At 64.8% G+C, this 18,058-nt stretch carries 5 protein-coding genes; 2 read left to right on the forward strand and 3 right to left on the reverse strand.

What is annotated here, in order from left to right:
• Positions 1–145: 145 nt before the first annotated feature.
• The 3 genes from NKI95_RS11925 to NKI95_RS11935 form a co-directional block, all read right to left on the reverse strand.
• Positions 146–1,798 (reverse strand): ABC transporter substrate-binding protein, encoded by a 1,653-nt coding sequence (locus tag NKI95_RS11925; RefSeq protein WP_352716912.1) that lies wholly within the window; start codon positions 1,796–1,798, stop codon positions 146–148.
• A gap of 261 nt (positions 1,799–2,059) precedes the next feature.
• Positions 2,060–8,110, reverse strand: coding sequence for a translocation/assembly module TamB domain-containing protein (locus tag NKI95_RS11930; protein WP_352716914.1), 6,051 nt, complete (start codon positions 8,108–8,110; stop codon positions 2,060–2,062).
• Positions 8,110–10,035 (reverse strand): autotransporter assembly complex protein TamA, encoded by a 1,926-nt coding sequence (locus NKI95_RS11935; protein WP_352716915.1) that lies wholly within the window; start codon positions 10,033–10,035, stop codon positions 8,110–8,112. Before NKI95_RS11935 ends, NKI95_RS11930 begins: the two co-directional genes overlap by 1 nt.
• A gap of 273 nt (positions 10,036–10,308) precedes the next feature.
• On the opposite strand from NKI95_RS11935, the gene NKI95_RS11940 reads away from it, so the two are divergent.
• Positions 10,309–15,789 (forward strand): alpha-2-macroglobulin family protein, encoded by a 5,481-nt coding sequence (locus tag NKI95_RS11940; RefSeq protein WP_352716917.1) that lies wholly within the window; start codon positions 10,309–10,311, stop codon positions 15,787–15,789.
• A gap of 178 nt (positions 15,790–15,967) precedes the next feature.
• Positions 15,968–18,058: a penicillin-binding protein 1C gene (gene pbpC / locus NKI95_RS11945; protein ID WP_352716919.1), complete on the forward strand. Its 2,091-nt coding sequence runs from the start codon at positions 15,968–15,970 to the stop codon at positions 18,056–18,058.

Genomic DNA, 18,058 nt, shown 5'->3' on the forward strand with positions numbered 1-18,058 from the left:
CTTCAGACCAGTCCCAGATGCAACACCCTTTTTATTGCAGACCCCGACCGAAGAGTCCGCAACTTTTTGCTGCGCCGACTTCCGGTCCAAGGACCATGCAAAGAGCGACGGAAAGGGGCGAGACGCCCCTTTCCGGATCGTCCGGTCAGGCCTGGTCGAGCCAGACCTTGCCGTAGTCGCGCTCGAAGGTCGGGTGCATCTTGTAGTTCTGCACCGCCTTGACCGAATGGCTGTAGAGCTTGCGCCAATAAGGCTGGATGATAATGCCGGAATCCTGCAGGATCTGCTCGATATCCTTCATCATTTCCTTGCGCTTGGCTGCGTCGGCAACCGCGAGCGCAGCGTTGAGCTTGGCATCCCACTCCGGGTTCGACCAGGCCGTCTCGTTCCAGGCTTCACCTGTACGATAGCCGATCGCCAGAACCTGGACGCCGAGCGGCCGCATGTTCCAGTTGGTCATCGACAGCGGATACTTCGTCCAGTCGTTCCAGAAGGTCGAACCCGGCAGCACCGTACGCTTCACCTTGATGCCGGCGTCGCGCATCTGCGCGGCGATCGCATCGCCTGTGTTCTTGTGCCAGTCCTCGTCGACCGTGATCAGCTCGTGCTCGAAATCGGCTTGGCCGGCTTCCGCCATCAGCGCCTTTGCCTTGGCCGGGTCACGAGCAACCTTCGGCAACTCGTAGTATTCCGGATGGATCGGGGCGACATGGTGGTTTTCGGCAACCGTGCCGGCATTACCGTAGCCGAGCTGGAGGACGACAGCGTTGTCGACTGCGAGCTGCAGGGCGTTGCGAACCTTCTGGTCGCCGTAAGGCTTGTTGGTCACATTGGTGCGGCAGACGATCGTCGAGGCGGTGACGACCTCGGACTTCGCCAAGTCCATGCCGTCGAGGATCGACACATAGTCGGCCGAGGTTTCGAAATTGGTGTGCACTTCGCCAGCTTCGAAAGCGCTGACCATCGCCGCCGGATCGGTGCCGTAGTCGATGAACTCGATGCCGTCCAGGAACACCTCGCCATCCCACCACTTGTTGTCCTCACGACGCTTGTAGACCACTTTCTGGCCGACATCGTAGGAGACCAACTCGAACGGGCCGGTTCCGATCGGGCAGGCTTTGAAATCGCCGCCCTTCTCGTCGAAGGTCTTGTGGACGATAAGGCCGGGATAGTCGCACACGTTCGGAATGAGGGCGATATCCGGCTTGCTGAGCGTCAGCTTGATCGTGTGGTCATCGACCTTGGTCACCGCGCTCTCATCCAGCTTGTCGTCCTTGACCAGCGAACCGAGGCGACCGGGCATGGAATTGCCTTCGGCCTTCTTGTCGGCCCAACGCTTGAGGTTGAAGATGACGTCGTCTGCGGTGAACGGATCGCCGTTGTTCCAGGTGACGCCTTTGCGCACATGCAGCGTGTATTCGGTAGCGTCGTCATTCACGTCCCAGCTCTCCAGCAGATAGGGGCGGAATGTGTATTCGGTGGTATATTTGACCAGCGGCTCGAGCGCCTGACGCTCGGCATTGGCGATTTCCGACCAGTCGGACTTGCGCGGATCCTTCGGATCCTTGATCCATTGCGCGACCTTCAATACGCCGCCTTTCTTGCCCTGGACCTCTTCCGCCTTGGCCGGCGTCGGGTCTGCAAGGCCAAGCATGCCATAGGCCATCGCCGTCGACGCGCCGAAGACGCTGGCGAGAGCCAGAAATTCGCGACGATCCATCTTGCCTGCCTTGGCGTCTTCGGCCATGGCCAGGATGTGATCGGGAACGCGGTCGCCGTTACTCTTATAGATCGTCATGAATAACTCCCATTGTTGGCTTTCTGCCTTTTAACATTCCGCATTCGCGCCATGATGTCAAAGACGGCACGGATTGGGAAGATGCCAAGGAATGTGCAACTTTGAAAGCAGGGCGGTTCGCGCGATAACGACAGTCTTGGCGCAAATTTGCTACTGCGCCAGGGATTTCGTCCGAAATCTCAACGGGCGATTAAACTGGGACATTCGCGGCTGCGTCGCGCGTTCTTCGGACAAGCAACCGTTCTGCGCGAACGGCTGGTTTCAATATTCCCGTTCGTAGAAAACACCGCCTTTGGCTTCGCCGGCGTCGGTTGCCTCGCCACGCAGCTTGACGCCGCGCCCCACGTCGAGATCGACGGTTGCCTTGCCCGAGCCTGGCCTGTCGCCCTTCTGGATCGTCACATAGGTGCGGTCGTTGAGATACTTGCCCGCCGAGACGGCGGTGCCGCCCTGTTCGTCGGTGATTACGTCGAGATCGTCGACGCCGATCGCGCTGCGCAGGTTCTGCAGCAGGGAGGTCGAGCCGCCAACGCCGGCCAATTGTCCGGCAGCCTCGGCAAGCTGCGCGATCTGCAGCGGCGACAGGTTCGACATCGAACGGCCGAAGATCAGCTGCGCCAGCACCTCGTCCTCCGGCAGCGCCGGTACCGAGGAGAAGGTGAATTTCGGGTTGGTCGCCTCGCCCGACACCACGATGGTCACGGTGGCGCTGGTCGTCTTCGATTGCGCCGTGAGGTTGAGGTAGGGCACCAGAGAGCCGGAAAAGCCGACCGTGCCTTCCGTGAAGGTCAGCCGCTTGGCAAGGATCGTCAGCCGTCCGCGCCGCAACGTGAAGGTGCCGACCGCCTGGGGTGACGATGCCGGGCCGGTCAGCCGCAGCGAACCGCCGAGCTCGGCGTCGAGGCCCCTGCCCTGGATGAAGATCTGGCTCGGCGCATTGACCGTGACGTCGAGGTTGAGGCCGCTGCCGCCGCCACCGCTGCTTGCAGCGGCAGGGCGCAACGCCTTGTCCTGCGCACGCACGGCGGCAGGCGCATTCTTGTGCTTGACGTTGAGCTCGGCCAGCGAACCGGGCAGCTTTTCGGGTACAGTGATGACGGTCTTGGCCAGGTTGACGGTACCGGAAATCACCGGCGCGGAGGTGAGCGGTCCCTTGACGGTCAGGTCGCCGCCAAGATTGGCGGTGACCACCTTGCCGTCGGTATAGCGGCCGTCAACGAGCTTGACCGACAGATCGGCCGGAAAACCCTTAGCCGGATCGATGCCGACGGTGCCGCTTGCCGAAAGGCTGCCGCGCGTCGACAGCGTGCCGGTCAGGCGATTGATCCTTGCCACGCCGCCACCGATGGCGACATCGGCAGTGATGTCGTTGATCGCAAGCCCCGAGCGCGCGTCGAGCAGTCGGGCGCCTGACGTGCGAACCGTGCCTGAGATCACCGGCGACGTCGCCGGGCCGCGCACCTGCACATCGACGTCGGCTGTGCCGCTCAGAGACAGGCCTTGTGCGGCGAGGGTCCTGGTGAGGAAGGCGAACGGCACCTTGCCGGAAAAGTTGAGATCAAGGGTGGGCGCGCCTGATGTCGTCATCGTGCCGCCGCCCTTGAGGCCGAGGCCAGCGGCATCGCTCATGTTGGCGTCGAACGTCAGTCTGTTACCCGAATATGTACCTGAGGATGAAACACCCATGCCGCCGAAACCTGCACCACGGGTCTGCGAGGTCTGAACGCCTGCGGCCTCGATCTTGAAGGCAACGGCCGGATTGGCCGGCGCGCCCGTCACCTTCACAGTGCCCGAGATGGAACCGGCGGCATCGAGGCCCGGCGAAAAACTGTTGGCTATCGAGATCGGTACGCGCGCCAGCGTCGCGTTGAGGTCGAGCGCTTGCCCAGCCTTGCCCATGACCGTCGCCGTGCCGCCGCCGAGATTGAGCACCAGCCTGTCGAGGCTGGTCACTCCATTGGCGATGTTGATGGTCGAGGCCTGGGCGATGGCCGCCTTGATGCCGCGGATGGTCGCCTCCCCGGAGGCAAGTTCGACCGTCGTCGTGCCCTTGACCGCCTTGACCCGGCCGGCGGCCTTCAGGGGAATATCCTTGACGGAGGCGCCACCGGAGAAGCCGGTCCATTCGCCGTCGCGCTTGAGATCGACGTCGACGCCCCGAATAACCGTGCCGCCGGAGGTCACGTTGTCGGCACGGATTTTGCCCGAGATCACCGGTGCCGCCAGATAGTTGGCGATCAGCGCATCGATCGTCACGGCCTTGGCCGAGACATCGCCGCGCGAGATCGAGCCGGTCGTCGCCTTGACGGCGACTTGCGGCACGGTGCCCGCCTTGGAGAAGGCGATCGTGCCGCGCACATCGCCATTGGCCTTTTCCAGTGCCAGGGCCGCAAGCGGACCGATATCGGGCAGGTCGAGCGCCACGGTGCCGGCCGGTACGAAGGCATCGTCGAGCGCCAGGTCGCCGGAGATACGGTTCTTGCCGAGCGACAGCAAAAGCCCGTTGATGGCGCGTTTGCCGTCCGATGTCGCCAGCACGGCACTGCCCTGCAGCGGTTGGCCCCCGACATTTCCGATGAGTTGCACATTCGCAGCCGGGTTGGCGGCATCAGCCTTGCCGGTGGCAGTGAGCTTCAAGCCAGTGATCTCGCGCGCCGCGACCGAAAGCCTGTCGCTGTTGACAGTCAGCGACAGATCCGGCGCGGTGCTGGCGCCTTGCGCATTCAGCGCGAAAGAAATGGCGCCTTTGGCGTCCTTGGATAGCAGCGAGACGTCGCCTAGCGCGCCTTTGACGTCGGCGTTGAGCTTGTTGTCGGCAAGGCTCGCCTGCCCGTCTGCCGTCAGCGAACCGGACGACAGCCTGACGGCGTTGGCGGTGACATTGCCGTTGGCGTCCCGCTTCAGCGCGGCACTGAATTGCGTTCGCTCGGCGAGCACGCCACGCACCGCCACCGGCAGCGCCCCCGACGCGGCATCCGCCCTGATATTGAGGTCGATGTCACCGTCGGCCAGCGAGACCCGCCCGTTGAAGCCGCTGTTCAACGCGTCGCTGATCACGGTGCCGCTATCGATGATGACAGCGTCGGCGGCAAGGCTGCCGGCCAGTTTGGCAGTGACCTTGCCGGCGATCAGCGGCGCGACGGTCGGATTATCGAGGCCGATTGTTTCGGCGATCACCGAGCCGGAGATCGGCCCGCTCCGGGCTTTCACGTCGAAGCGATCGGAGTGCAGCGCAAGCGTGATGCCCTCGATCTTAGCTAGATTGGTGGCGGCCGATGGCAGCGTCGCGGAGATGTCGAGCTTCGGCTGGGTGCCCTGCCCGGCCGCCGTTAGCGATATCGCCTGCAGCTCAAGCTTGATCGGGCTCGCCTTGCTGCCGAGCGACAGCGGCAGGTTCGGGCCGGTCGAGGTGAGATCGAGCGAGAAATCGCTGGCGCCGTTCGGATTGATGGTGCCGGCTGCCTTGCCGGAGATTTTCTCGCCGGCAAGCGTCGCCTGCTCGATGGCCAGGCCGCTGACCGACGAGAAACGGCCTGCCGCATCGAGATCGAGCGGCCCGAGCCCAGCCTGCCGGGTCTGGCTGGTTTCGGCGCCGCTGAGCCGGGCGTTGAAGCGGATGTCGGGGGCAGCCGACGATCCCGTGACCTGTGCGGTGCCGCTGAGCGCGCCCACGGCATCGAGACCCGGTGAAAAATCATTGGCAAGCGCTGCCGGCACCGCCGACAAGGTGGCAGCGAGATCGAGTGTCTGGCCAGCCGTACCCGACACGGCAATCGAACCACCGCCGACACCGAGCGCCAGTTTCTCTATGCTCACCCTGCCATTGGCGATTGTCAGCGCCGATGGCTGCGCGATAGCTGCCTTGATGCCGCGGATGGTCGCCTCGCCCGAGGCAACCTCGATGCTGGTGGTGCCGTTCGCAACCCTGACCCGCCCGGATGCGCTGGCCGGAATTCCGGCGACCGTGGCGCCGCCGCTAAAGCCGGTCCAGTCGCCATCGCGCTTCAGGTCGACATCGATGCCGCTCATCACCGTAGTTCCGGAGGTGATCGTGTCGGCCTTGATCTTGCCGGAGATTGCCGGGGCTTTGAGATAATTGGCGACCAGCGCGTTGACGGCGATTGTCTTCGCCGCCAGTTCGCCGCGCGAGATCGCGGTGCTCGTCGCATCGATCGCGACCGTCGGCGCTCCGTTGTCGTTCGCAAAGCGGATGGTGCCGCGCACGTCGCCGGCTACCGACTGGTCTGCGAGTGTGGCCAGCGGAGCAATATCGGCGGCATCGAGGGTCAACGTTCCGAGCGGCAACAGGTTGTCGTCGAGCCCGAGGTCGCCGGAGACCTTGTTGTCGGCCAGTGAGACGGCAAGTCCATTGATGGAGCGCTTGCCGTCGGTGGTGACCAGCGATGCCTTGAGGTCCAGCGGCTGGTCGTCGACCGAGCCGGTCAGCGAGACATCGGCGGCGGGACTGGCGATATCGGCTTTGCCGCTCGCGCTCAGCTTGATCTGCTTCACCGCATGGCCGGACGCCGTCAGGCTGTCGCTGTTGGCCGAAACCGAGAAATCCGGTGCGCTGCGCGCGCCGCTTGCGGTCAGCGCGAAACCGACGGCGCCGCCGACCTTGGCGCCGACCAGCGGCGACAGCACCGACACGTCGCCCAGCGTGCCCTTGATATCGGCCCGGATATCGGTGCCTTGCGCACTGGCGGTGCCGCTGGCGCTAAGCGTGCCTGAGGTGAGTTGCAATGCGTTCGCGGCGAACGCACCGTCCGGGTCGCGTGTCGCGGTTGCGGAAAACTGCACCCGCTGGCCGAGAACCGAGCTGATCTGCGGCGGTAGCGCCGTCGAAGCCGCGTCGGCATTCATCTTGAGCGTCATCGACAGATCGGCAAGCGCCACTGTGGCCGTTACGGACGCATTGAGCGCGTCGCTGCGTAGCGTGCCTTCGTCGACGACAATCTGTTCCTTGCTGACCGAGCCGGCGAGACCGGCGCTGACCCTGCCCGTTACCAGCGGCGCCAAAGTCGCGACGTCGGTGTTCAGGCCGGCCGCCGTCAGCTTGATGGTGACGGGCCCGCTACGGTTCTGGATGTCGAAACCATCGGAATGCACTTGCCCGATCAGGTCGTCCACCCGCGTGCCGCCCGCCACCACCGAGACCAGCGACGCGCCGATGTCCACCATCGGCGCCTTGCCATCGCCGAAAGCGCGGGCCGTGGCATCCTTGATCGCCACGGTTATCGGCTGTGCCTCGCTGCCGAGGCTGAGCACGATCGGCGGCCCTTTCGCCGCGAGTTTCACAGAAAGATCGCTGGCGCCGTTCGGATCGACAATGCCGGCGGCGGTAGCGTGCATGGCGCCGCTGTCGATATTGGCGCGCTCGACATCGACGCCGCCGGCCGCGGTCGCTGTGCCGGCGAGGTCGAAGCTGGTCTTGCCGGCAAACAGCGGTTTCAGAGTTTCGGGCAGGAAGCGCTCGAATTCGCCATCGCCATTGGCCTCGACATAATGACCCTTGTCGGTGAGCTGATGGCGACCGGTAAGCTGGGTGACGATCCGGCCGTCGACAACGAAGGTCCCGATGCCATTCCAGTTGGCGAGCGGTCCGGTGCCGGAAACGACAATGTTGACCGGCGGCGCGCCCGGCAGGTTGAGCAGGTTGGCGATGATGCCGCCGGCCGGCTCGGATGCTTTAAGGTCGAGGTCGAGCTTGTTGTCGGCCGGCGCGAAATGGGCTTTGGCGTCGACCGTGCCTTGCTTGCCGTCGTGGCGAACGATGTTGAGGTTGGTCTCGATCGCCAATGGCGAGGCATCCGCCTTGAGCGCTCCCTTGGCTGTAAGTTCGGCGACCCCGCTGCCGGCAAGAGCCTGCCCGAGCGCGATTTCGGGAAGGTCGAGTTGCTTGACGTCGATGGAAACCGGCAGCGTCGTCGCTCCGCTTTGGCTCGGCTGTGTGCTGGCCACCGGCAGCCTTGCCAACTCGATACGCTCGGCGCCAATGCGATCGGCGCTGAAGCTCTTCGACAGAAGTGCCAGCGGCGACCAGTCGACAGCCACCTTGCGCGCCACCATCCAGGCGCCTTCGCGATCCTCCAGAACGACATGATCGACCCTGAGCGCGCCCGACCAGATGCCGTCGATGCCGACGACAGTGACCTTGCGATCACCGGTCGAGGCCATAGTCGAGATGATGCCGGCAAGGTTTTCGCGGCCGCCCTCGGTTTTGGTCAGCACGACGAGCGCCCCCACCGCCGCTGCCACGATGATGAGCAGCGTGTAGAAAAGGATACGGAGGATGCGCCTGAATATTGCCATCAGAATGCCTGGCCGATGCCGGCATAAATGCCGAAATGAGGATCGTCGGGGCCGCGGTTGAGCGGCACTGCCGCGTCGATGCGCAGCGGCCCGAACGCCGTCAGATAGCGCAAGCCTACACCCGCGCCGACCTTCATGTCCGAAAAATCGGGGACCTGCCTGGTCGACACCGTGCCGGCATCGACGAACGGCACGACGCCGATCTTGTCGGTGACCGCGATGCGCATCTCGACCGAGGTCTCGAAGAAGGAAAGCCCGCCGATCGGCTCGCCGTTGCTGTCCTTCGGGCCGATGCCTTGATAGGCATAGCCGCGCACCGAGCCACCGCCGCCGGAGTAGAAGCGGCGGTCGGCCGGAACATCTTGAAGACCGGCGCCGATGATCGAGCCGATGGCGACACGTTCGGCGAAAACGAGTTTCGAGGCCGAATCGAGCGACTGGTAGGCCGACCCCTCGCCCTTCAGCTTGACAAAGGCAGCCCCGCTCAAAATGTCGTAGCTCGGCTCGGCATAGGCCAGCACCCTGAAGCCCCGGGTCGGATTGAGCTTGTTGTCGCGATTGTCGTAGACATATTGCAGTGGAATGCTGGCGATCAGATAGGTGTGCTTGCCGAAAGCGTCGTGGATCCTCGAATAATCAAGCGCGACTTGCGCGGAAACCGTCTGCTTCTTGTCGAGTTCGTAGGATAGGCCGGTGCTGCCCTTGACCGAGAAATGGTCGTAGGCGTCGGGGTGCTCCAGCACGGTATTGACGCTGGCAATGAATTTCGACGCCGGCCCGACCACGCCCGGCTTTTCGAACATGACGCCGGCATTGTAATTGAGCTGGGTCAAGTCGTTGCTGCCGATGCCGCTGATCTTGCCGTCGATGCGCAGCTTTTCGGCGCGGCCAAACAGATTGCGGTGCCCCCAATAGCCTTCGAGGCCCAGCCCTTCGGTATTTGAGAAGCTGCCGCCAATGCCGAAATAGCGCGGCTTGCGTTCGCTGACCTGGACACCGATCGGGACGTTGCCCTCGGCGTCGAGGGCGTCGGCTTCCTTCACCGTCACGCTGTTGAAGACCTCGAGCCCGAGCAGCCGGTCGCGTGCATCGTCGATCTCATCGGGCGAATATTGGCGGCCGCGCTTCAGGCCGGTCATATATTCGGTGAAGTCGCGGTCGACCTTTTCGGTACCCTCGACAGTGGTGTCGCCATAGCCGGCGACCGGCCCGGCCGCGACGGTGAGCGTCACGTCGAGCGTCGAACCGGCGTGCTCGGCGACGATCTCGCGGCCCGTCACCTTGGCCAGCGGCCTGCCTTCTTGCTTGAGTGCCCGCACGATCGCCGCCTCGGCTTTGAGCACGGCGCCCGAACTGGCGTCACCGCCGGCGATCAGACCGAAATCGGCACTTGCCAGCCCCGCTGCATCGCCTTTCAGTCTGATGTTGCCAAGCGTGAATTTCGGCCCGGCTGCTATGCTTATCACCACCGGAATCGGCTGCGGGCCGGAAAACTCGGCATCGGGTGGCAGATCGTCGAGCGGCTTGCCCTGAATAGTGATGGTGACGACACCCTCGTAGCGCGCGTCCGCGTAGAGCGCGGCGACAAGTTGCTCACGGTCGCTGCGCGCCTTGGCCAAAAGACCCAGCGAACCTGATACCGGGTGTTCCTCGTCGGCTTTCAGCGCCGAGGCGTTTTCGAGCTTCTCGGCGAGATCCTTGTCGGCGTCCGGCGCCTCGATCGTCACCGCATAGCGCAGCGGGTCGACGATGTCGGCATCTTCGTCTTTGGATCCCCACAGTTTGATGCCGAAAATCTCGAAGGCGGCAGCGCTTCCGGTTTCGGCAACAAGTGCCGTCGAGCACAACAATGCGAAAAGCAGGGCGCGCGAAAGCGCGCGCCGTGGCGCGGTTCCTCCCGACATCTGCCTTTCATACGCCGGCATTACGCTCCTAGCCTAGTTCGCAAACCTAAAATTGGAATGAAGTTCTGAAGCACTCGTAAAGGGGCCACAATCCAATTGCTGAAATAGACAGGGCTTGGAACTCACACCTTCTGCGTCGCCGCAAGAAAGCGTGATCCCCTGTCCTATGGAGCTACTACCGGTCACCGGCCGGAAAGCAAACCGTTGGCAGGCGGATCCTGCCGCGTCCTGATGTTGACAAGCGCGATTGAAGCTTGAACATTTCTGGACGTAAGCACTTGTCTGGAGGGGTTTATGGCAATGCGCGCGGCTCGTGGTCTATCGATTCTTTTCCTTCTGTTTTTCGCCTGGAGCGGGGTCGCGCAAGCGGCCGAAGCCCGGCGGGTGGTGACATCGGACAATTCCGACTATTTTGGTTTCGATCTCAGATCCGACCAGAATGTCAGCCTCGACCAGTGCAAGACCACCTGCCTCGGCGACCCGGCCTGCCGCGCCTTCACCTACAACCTCAAGGCCAAATGGTGCTTCCTTAAATCCGATTACAATTCATTGAAACCCTTCGGCGGCGCCGTCGCCGGCAAGGTCGTCAACATCGATGGCGATCCCGACATCGGCGCGCCACCCGAGCTCGCCTTCTTCCCCAACTGGATGGCCGACCAGGCCCAGCAATACCGCAACAAGCTCACTGGCCCGACCTACACCAAGCCGACCGAGGGGCTGACGGCGCTGAGGGCGGCCGCCGAACAGTCGGCGCTGACGGGCGATCATCGCTCGGCCATGCACAAATACGAGGCGGCGGTTTCGGTGTTACCTGATGATGGCCAGCTCTGGCTCGAGCTGGCGCGCGAAACGCTTGCCGTCCATCCGACCGCCAACAGTTCGGAGCCGTCGACGCTGCCGGCGAACGCCACTTCCGCCGCCTTCAACGCCTACAAATTGCTGCGTACCACCAAGACGCGCGCCGACGTGCTGGCGCTGCTCGGGGACGGCCTTGATCGCCGCGATCTCTACAGGCCGGCCCTGCAGGCCTACGAGGCGAGCCTCGCTTTGGTCAATTCGCCGGCAGTCAGGGCCGCCTATCAGGATCTCAAGGCCCGCAAGGGCTTCCGCGTCATCGATCATACCGTCGATGCCGACACCAGCGCGCCACGCATCTGCGCGCAGTTCTCCGAGGAGCTGGTCAAGACCGGCGTCGATTATTCCCAGTTCGTCACCGTCGACAACGCCGCTCCCAAGGGCGTCGAAGCCAAGGACAAGCAGATCTGCGTCGAAGGGCTCGAGCACGGCCAACATTATGACGTGACCTTCCGCGCCGGCCTGCCGGCCGCCATTGGCGAGGTCACCGCGGCACCGGTGGTTCTGTCGATCTACGTGCAGGACCGCGCGCCTTCGGCCCGCTTCACGGGCGACAGCTTCGTGCTGCCCGCCGGCGCACGCCGCGGCATACCGGTCGTCACCGTCAACATGAATGCCGCCGAAATGAAGCTCTTCCGCATCGGCGACCGCTCGCTGGCCCAGCTTCTGTCGGGATATCAGTTCCTGCGCCAGCTTGACGGCTACGACATTTCGAACATCTCCGAACAGATGGGCGAGCCGGTCTGGCAAGGCCAGATCGACATCGCCAACGATCTCAACAAGGAAGTCACCACCTCCTTCCCCATCGACGAGGCGTTGCCGAAGCGCAAGCCCGGCGTCTATGTGCTGACCGCGCAAGCCGTCGACGACCACAGCGACGACTATGATTCGCACGCCACGCAATGGTTTGTCGTCTCCGATATCGGCCTGTCGACCTATACCGGACAGGATGGGCTGAACGTCTTTGCCCGTTCGCTCGCAACTGCCAAGCCGATCGCCGGCGCTGAGCTGACGCTGCTGGCCAGGAACAATGAAATCCTCGGCACCGCGACCACCGACGCGGAAGGGCGGGCGGTGTTCAATCCCGGCCTGACGCGCGGCGACAGCGGCATGGCGCCGGCCGTGCTGATGGCCAAACAGGGCGGCGACGATTTCGTCTTCCTCGATATGGGCCGCGCCGGCTTCGACCTGTCCGACCGTGGCGTCGCCGGACGGCCGGCGCCTGGCGCGCTCGACGTCTATGCCTGGACCGAGCGCGGCATCTACCGCGCCGGCGAAGATGTCCATGTCGCGGCTCTTGCCCGCGACAGTGCCGCCAAGGCGGTCGAGAACCTGCCGCTGACCTTCATCTTCTCGCGGCCCGACGGCGTCGAGGACCGCCGCATCGTCAGCGACGGCGCATCGGCCGGCGGTCACGCGGTCGACCTGCCGCTGGAACCCAACGCCATGCGCGGCACCTGGACGGTGGCGATCCATACCGATCCCAAGCAGGCGGCGGTCGCCAGCCAGATGTTTCTGGTCGAGGACTTCGTCCCGGATCGCATCGAGTTCGACCTGTCCTCCGACAAGCAGGAGATCGCCCAGGGCGAGACCGCCAACATTACCGTCGACGGCCGCTTTCTCTATGGCGCGCCGGCCGCGGGCCTGGCGCTCGAAGGCGAATTGACGCTGTCGACCGGCCGCGACTGGGACCGCTTCAAGGGCTATTCCTTCGGTCTGGCTGACGAACAGTCGGCAGAACCGACGGTGACGCCCTTCACCGGCCTGCCGGTGGTCGGCGAGGACGGCAAGGCGACCTTCCCGGTTTCCGTCGATCAATTGCCGTCGACCACCAAGCTGGTCGATGCAAAGGTCACGGTCAGGATGCGCGAAACCGGCGGCCGTGCGATCGAGCGCTCGCTGAACATCGGCATCCGCCCGCAGGGCCACATGATCGGCATCCGCCCGGATTTCGACGACGACGAGGTGCCGCAGGGCGGCACGGCCAAGTTCAGCCTGATCGCCGTCGACCCAGACGGCAAGCGTGAGGCGCTGAAGGGCGCGCAGTGGTCGCTGGTCAAGGTCGAGCGCAGCTACCAGTGGTACCGCTCGAGCAACTCCTGGAACTATGAGCCGGTCACCTTCACCAAGGCGGTGGCCAACGGCCAGGTCGACCTGAGCGCCGATGGCGAGGCTACCATGTCGCTGCCGGTCGACTGGGGCCGCTACCGGCTCGAGATCGAGACAGCCGATCCGGAAGGCCCGGCCACCAGCTACGAGTTCGACGCCGGCTGGTATGTCAGTTCCACCACCACCGAAACGCCCGACGGGCTCGAGATCGCCCTCGACAAGGATACCTATGCGGCGGGTGAAGTGGCCAAGCTCAAAGTGTCGCCGCACTTTGCCGGCGAGCTGCTCGTCACCATCGGCGCCGACAAGCTCCTGAAGACCGTAACCGCCAGCGTGCCGGCAGGCGGCAGCACCGTCGACATCCCGGTCGGCGACGACTGGGGCGCCGGCGCCTACGTCACGGCAACGCTGTTCAGGCCGGGCGATGCGCAAGAGACACGCATGCCGGCCCGCGCCATCGGCGTCAAATGGCTGAAGCTCGATCCCGGCTCGCGTAAGCTTGCCGTCACCTTGGCGCCGCCGGACAAGACCATGCCGCGCCAGCAGCTGTCGATCCCGGTCGCCGTCGCCGGCGTGCAGCCCGGCACCAACGCCTATGTCATGGTCGCGGCCGTCGACGTCGGCATCCTCAACCTGACCAACTACAAGGTACCGGATCCGGAGAACTGGTTCTTCGGGCAGCGCATGCTCGGTCTTGAGGTTCGCGACATCTATGGCCGGCTGATCGACGGCTCGCTGGGCACGACCGGCAAGCTGCGCACCGGCGGCGACGGCGCCAACATGCAGTCCCAAGGCAGTCCGCCGACCGAAAAGCTGGTCGCCTTCTTCTCCGGCCCGGTTCAGCTCGATGCCGACGGCAAGGCGCGGATCGACTTCGACATTCCGCAGTTCAACGGCACCGTGCGCGTCATGGCCGTCGCCTGGACCAAGGAGGCGGTCGGCCATGCCCAGTCCGATGTCATCGTGCGCGATCCGGTGGTGATCACCGCCGGCCTGCCGCGCTTCCTGGCGCCCGGCGATTCCGCCGTCATGCGGCTCGACGTCGCCGACACCGACGGCCCCGTTGGCGACTACAAGCTGACCATCGACACGACGGGCGACCTGTCTACCGGCAGTGCCGCCTTGCCTGAAAAGCTGACGCTGGCCAAAGGCAAGCGGCAGACACTGACCGTGCCGTTGATTGCGCAGACCGCGGGCAACGCCTCAATCACCGTCAAGCTTGCGCATGCCGACGGCACCGCCGTCGAGCAGACGCTCTATGTGCCGGTGCGCCCGGCGCAACTGCCGGTGACCACCCGCATGGTCGTCGACCTCAAGGGCAATGGCGGCGCGCTGCGCGTCGACAAGGAACTGCTGGCGGCAAGCCTGCTCGATGGCGCTTCGGTCAGCGTCGGCGTTTCGCAGGCGGCTGCCTTCGATGTGCCGTCACTGCTGATGACGCTCGACCGCTATCCTTATGGTTGCGCCGAACAGACCACCAGCCGCGCCATGCCGCTTCTCTACGTCAACGAGATGGCTTCCGGTATCGGCATGGCCAGCGACCCCGATCTGCATGGCCGCGTCCAGGACGCCATCTACAAGGTGCTGAGCTACCAGGCCTCGGCCGGCAGCTTCGGCCTATGGGGTCCGGGTTCCGGCGATCTGTGGCTCGACGCCTATGTCACCGATTTCCTGACCCGGGCGCGCGAGCAGAAGTACGACGTACCGGCCCTGGCAATGAACCAGGCGCTGAGTAATCTGCAGAACGCGATCGGCTACGATCAGGACGTCCAGGATCGCGGCAGCGAGATCGCCTATGCGCTCTATGTGCTTGCCCGCAACAAGAAGGCTTCGGTCGGCGATCTGCGTTATTATGCCGACACCCAGCTCGAAGCCTTTACCAGCCCGATGGCCGTCGCCCAATTGGCGGCGTCTCTCGCGCTCTACGGTGACACGCAGCGCTCGGAGGCAACCTTCCAGGCCGCGCTGCAACTGGCCAAGTCGACGCCCGAATATGACTATTACCGGTCCGACTATGGCTCGCCACTGCGTGACGGCGCGGCGATCCTGGCGCTTGCCGCGGAAAGCAAGCCGGTGCCGACCATTGTGCCGGCGCTGATCCAACTGGTGACCAGGGAACGCGCCGACGCCAGGTGGACCAGCACGCAGGACGAGTCCTGGATGCTGCTGGCGGCCCGCGCGCTGAAGGCCGGCAATGATTCGATCGCGCTGACCGTCAACGGCGCACCGCACGCCGGCGGTTATTCGGACCAGATCGCCGGCAGCGACCTGGCCGACAGTCCGCTGACCATCGTTAATACCGGCAGAAATCCGCTGCAGGCGGTCGTCACCACTGTGGCCTCGCCGATCCAGCCTCTGCCGGCCGGCGGCAACGGCTTTACCATCAGCCGTACCTACTACAAGCTCGACGGCACAGGGGCCAACGTGACGGAGGTCAAGCAGAACGAACGCTATGTCGTCGTGCTCAAGGTTTACGAGCAGAACACTTGGCCTTCGCGGCTGCTGATCACCGACCTGTTGCCGGCCGGCTTCGAGATCGACAATCCGGGCCTGGTCTCCAGCGCCCAATTGACGAACTTCTCCTGGCTGGCGCAGACCGATGCCGCCCATCTCGAATTCCGCGACGACCGTTTCGTCGCGGCGTTCAATCCGAACGACGGCGACGGCGACCGCAATATCACGCTCGCCTACGTCGTGCGCGCAGTGACGCCGGGCACCTACGCCCACCCGGCAGCAACGATCGAGGACATGTACCGGCCGCAATATTCGGCCCGCACCGCCACCGGCATGATGGAGGTCAAGGCGCCGTAACGATGGAGAGGGACGCAAACTGGTTGGTTGTAGCTAACGACGTGATGCAGCGCCGCCCCTCACCCTTACCCTCTCCCCGTGAAGGACGGGGAGAGGGGGTCGCCAGCGTTGCGGACAAGCCCCTTCTCCCCGTCCTTCACGGGGAGAAGGTGCCGGCAGGCGGATGAGGGGCGGCGCCATGCTCTCCAGAAAATTCCTGCGCCGAGCGGCCATCACGGGCATTTCCTTCGCCGGTCTCGCTGCAATCACCGCCGCCGCCCTCTGGCAGCTCGACCGCGCTTTTCCGCCGCCGCTGCCAGCTGCGCTGACGGTCTCGACCGAGGTGCATGACCGAGACGGCCAGCTGCTGCGCGCCTTCGCTACGCCGGATGGCTATTGGCGGCTCGCTACCAGCCTGGACCAGGTCGACAAGCAGTTCGTCGACATGCTGGTCACTTATGAGGACAAGCGCTTCTGGGATCATCAAGGCGTCGACGTGCTGGCACTGGCGCGTGCCGCCGGCCAGTTCGCGACCAGCGGCCATATCGTCTCCGGCGGTTCGACGCTATCGATGCAGCTCGCCCGGCTGATCGAACCGCGCGACAGCCGCAGCCTCGGCTCGAAGATCAAGCAGATGCTGCGCGCCGTCCAGATCGAACGGCGGCTTTCCAAGCGCGAGATCCTCGAACGCTATCTGACGCTGGCGCCCTATGGCGGCAATCTCGAAGGTGTGCGCGCCGCTTCGCTTGCCTATTTCGGCAAGGAGCCGAAACGGCTGACGGTCTCGGAGGCGGCCCTGCTCGTCGCTTTGCCGCAATTGCCGGAAAAGCGGCGCCCTGACCGCAACCTCGACGTCGCCCATGCGGCCCGCGACCGCGTGCTGACCCGCATGGTCTCGGCAGGCCTGCTCGGCGAACGCGAGGCCGCGCGAGCGGCGCTCGACGATGTGTCGGGGCTGCGGCGCACCTTGCCGGCACTCGCCGCCCATGCGGCCTATGCAATGCTGTCCAAGGCCATCCCCGGCCAGAAGCTGCAACTGACGATCCGCAAGAGTGTCCAGGAAGGGCTGGAGCAGGTGGCCAAGGACGCCGCCGCCAGGCTCGGCCCTCGCCTCTCGGTGGCCATGGTACTGGCCGATGCCCGTACCGGCGATATCCTTGGTGAGGTCGGCTCTGCCGATTTCTTCGATGCCAGCCGTTCGGGCTGGATCGACATGACCAAGGTCGTTCGCTCGCCTGGCTCGACGCTGAAGCCGTTCATCTACGGCCTCGCCTTCGAACAAGGCCTGGTGGCGCAGGAGACGCTGATCGAGGACAGCCCCGCCGATTTCTCCGGGTATCGGCCGAAAAACTTCGACATGGGCTATCAGGGCGATGTCAGCATCAGGCAGGCGCTGCAATTGTCGCTCAACGTCCCGGCGATCCGCGTGCTCGACGCGGTTGGCCCGGCCCGGCTGATGGCGCGCTTTCGCCAGGCCGATGTGACCCCTATCTTGCCCATCAACGAAGCGCCCGGCCTGGCGATCGGCCTCGGCGGCGTCGGGGTGACCCTGCGCGACCTGGTTCAACTGTATGCCGGCCTTGCCAATGGCGGCAAGGCACACACGCTGCATGACGGCACCGAGCCGGCGAACGCCGAACGCTCGACCACCACCATCCTCGACGGGCAGGCGAATTGGCAGATCACCGACATCCTGTCAGGCGTCAAGCCGCCCCAGGGTGCCGCCCAACGCGGCATCGCCTACAAGACCGGCACCTCCTACGGCTATCGCGACGCCTGGTCGGTCGGCTTCGACGGCCGCTACGTGCTCGGCGTCTGGGTCGGCCGCCCGGATGCCGGCGCGGTGCCTGGCCTGTCCGGCTACGTCTCGGCCGCGCCCATCCTGTTCGAAGGCTTTGTCCGTTCCGGTTTGGCCGCAGTGCCGCTGCCAAGCCAGCCGGCCGGTGTCCGGCGGCCAAAGCGCGAGGAGCTACCGGTGACGCTGACGCGCTTCGGCGCCGGCACCGATGGGCTGGTGCAGGCGATGCCGACCGAACCTGCGCCAACCATCATCTTTCCGCCCGACGGCGCCCGCGTCGATCTCGGCACTTCCTCGGCCGATGCCTCGCCGCTGGTGCTCAAGCTGCAGGGCGGCCGCGCACCATTCCGCTGGCTGGCCAACGGCAAGCCGCTGGTCGGCATTGACAGGCGGCGCACCGCGACCTGGCAGCCGGACGGCGCCGGCTATTCGACCCTGACCGTGATCGACGCGGCGGGACGCGCGGCCAGTGTGAAGGTTTTCGTCGAGTGA

This window comes from Mesorhizobium sp. M0306 (genome assembly GCF_040321655.1).
GTDB lineage: Bacteria > Pseudomonadota > Alphaproteobacteria > Rhizobiales > Rhizobiaceae > Mesorhizobium.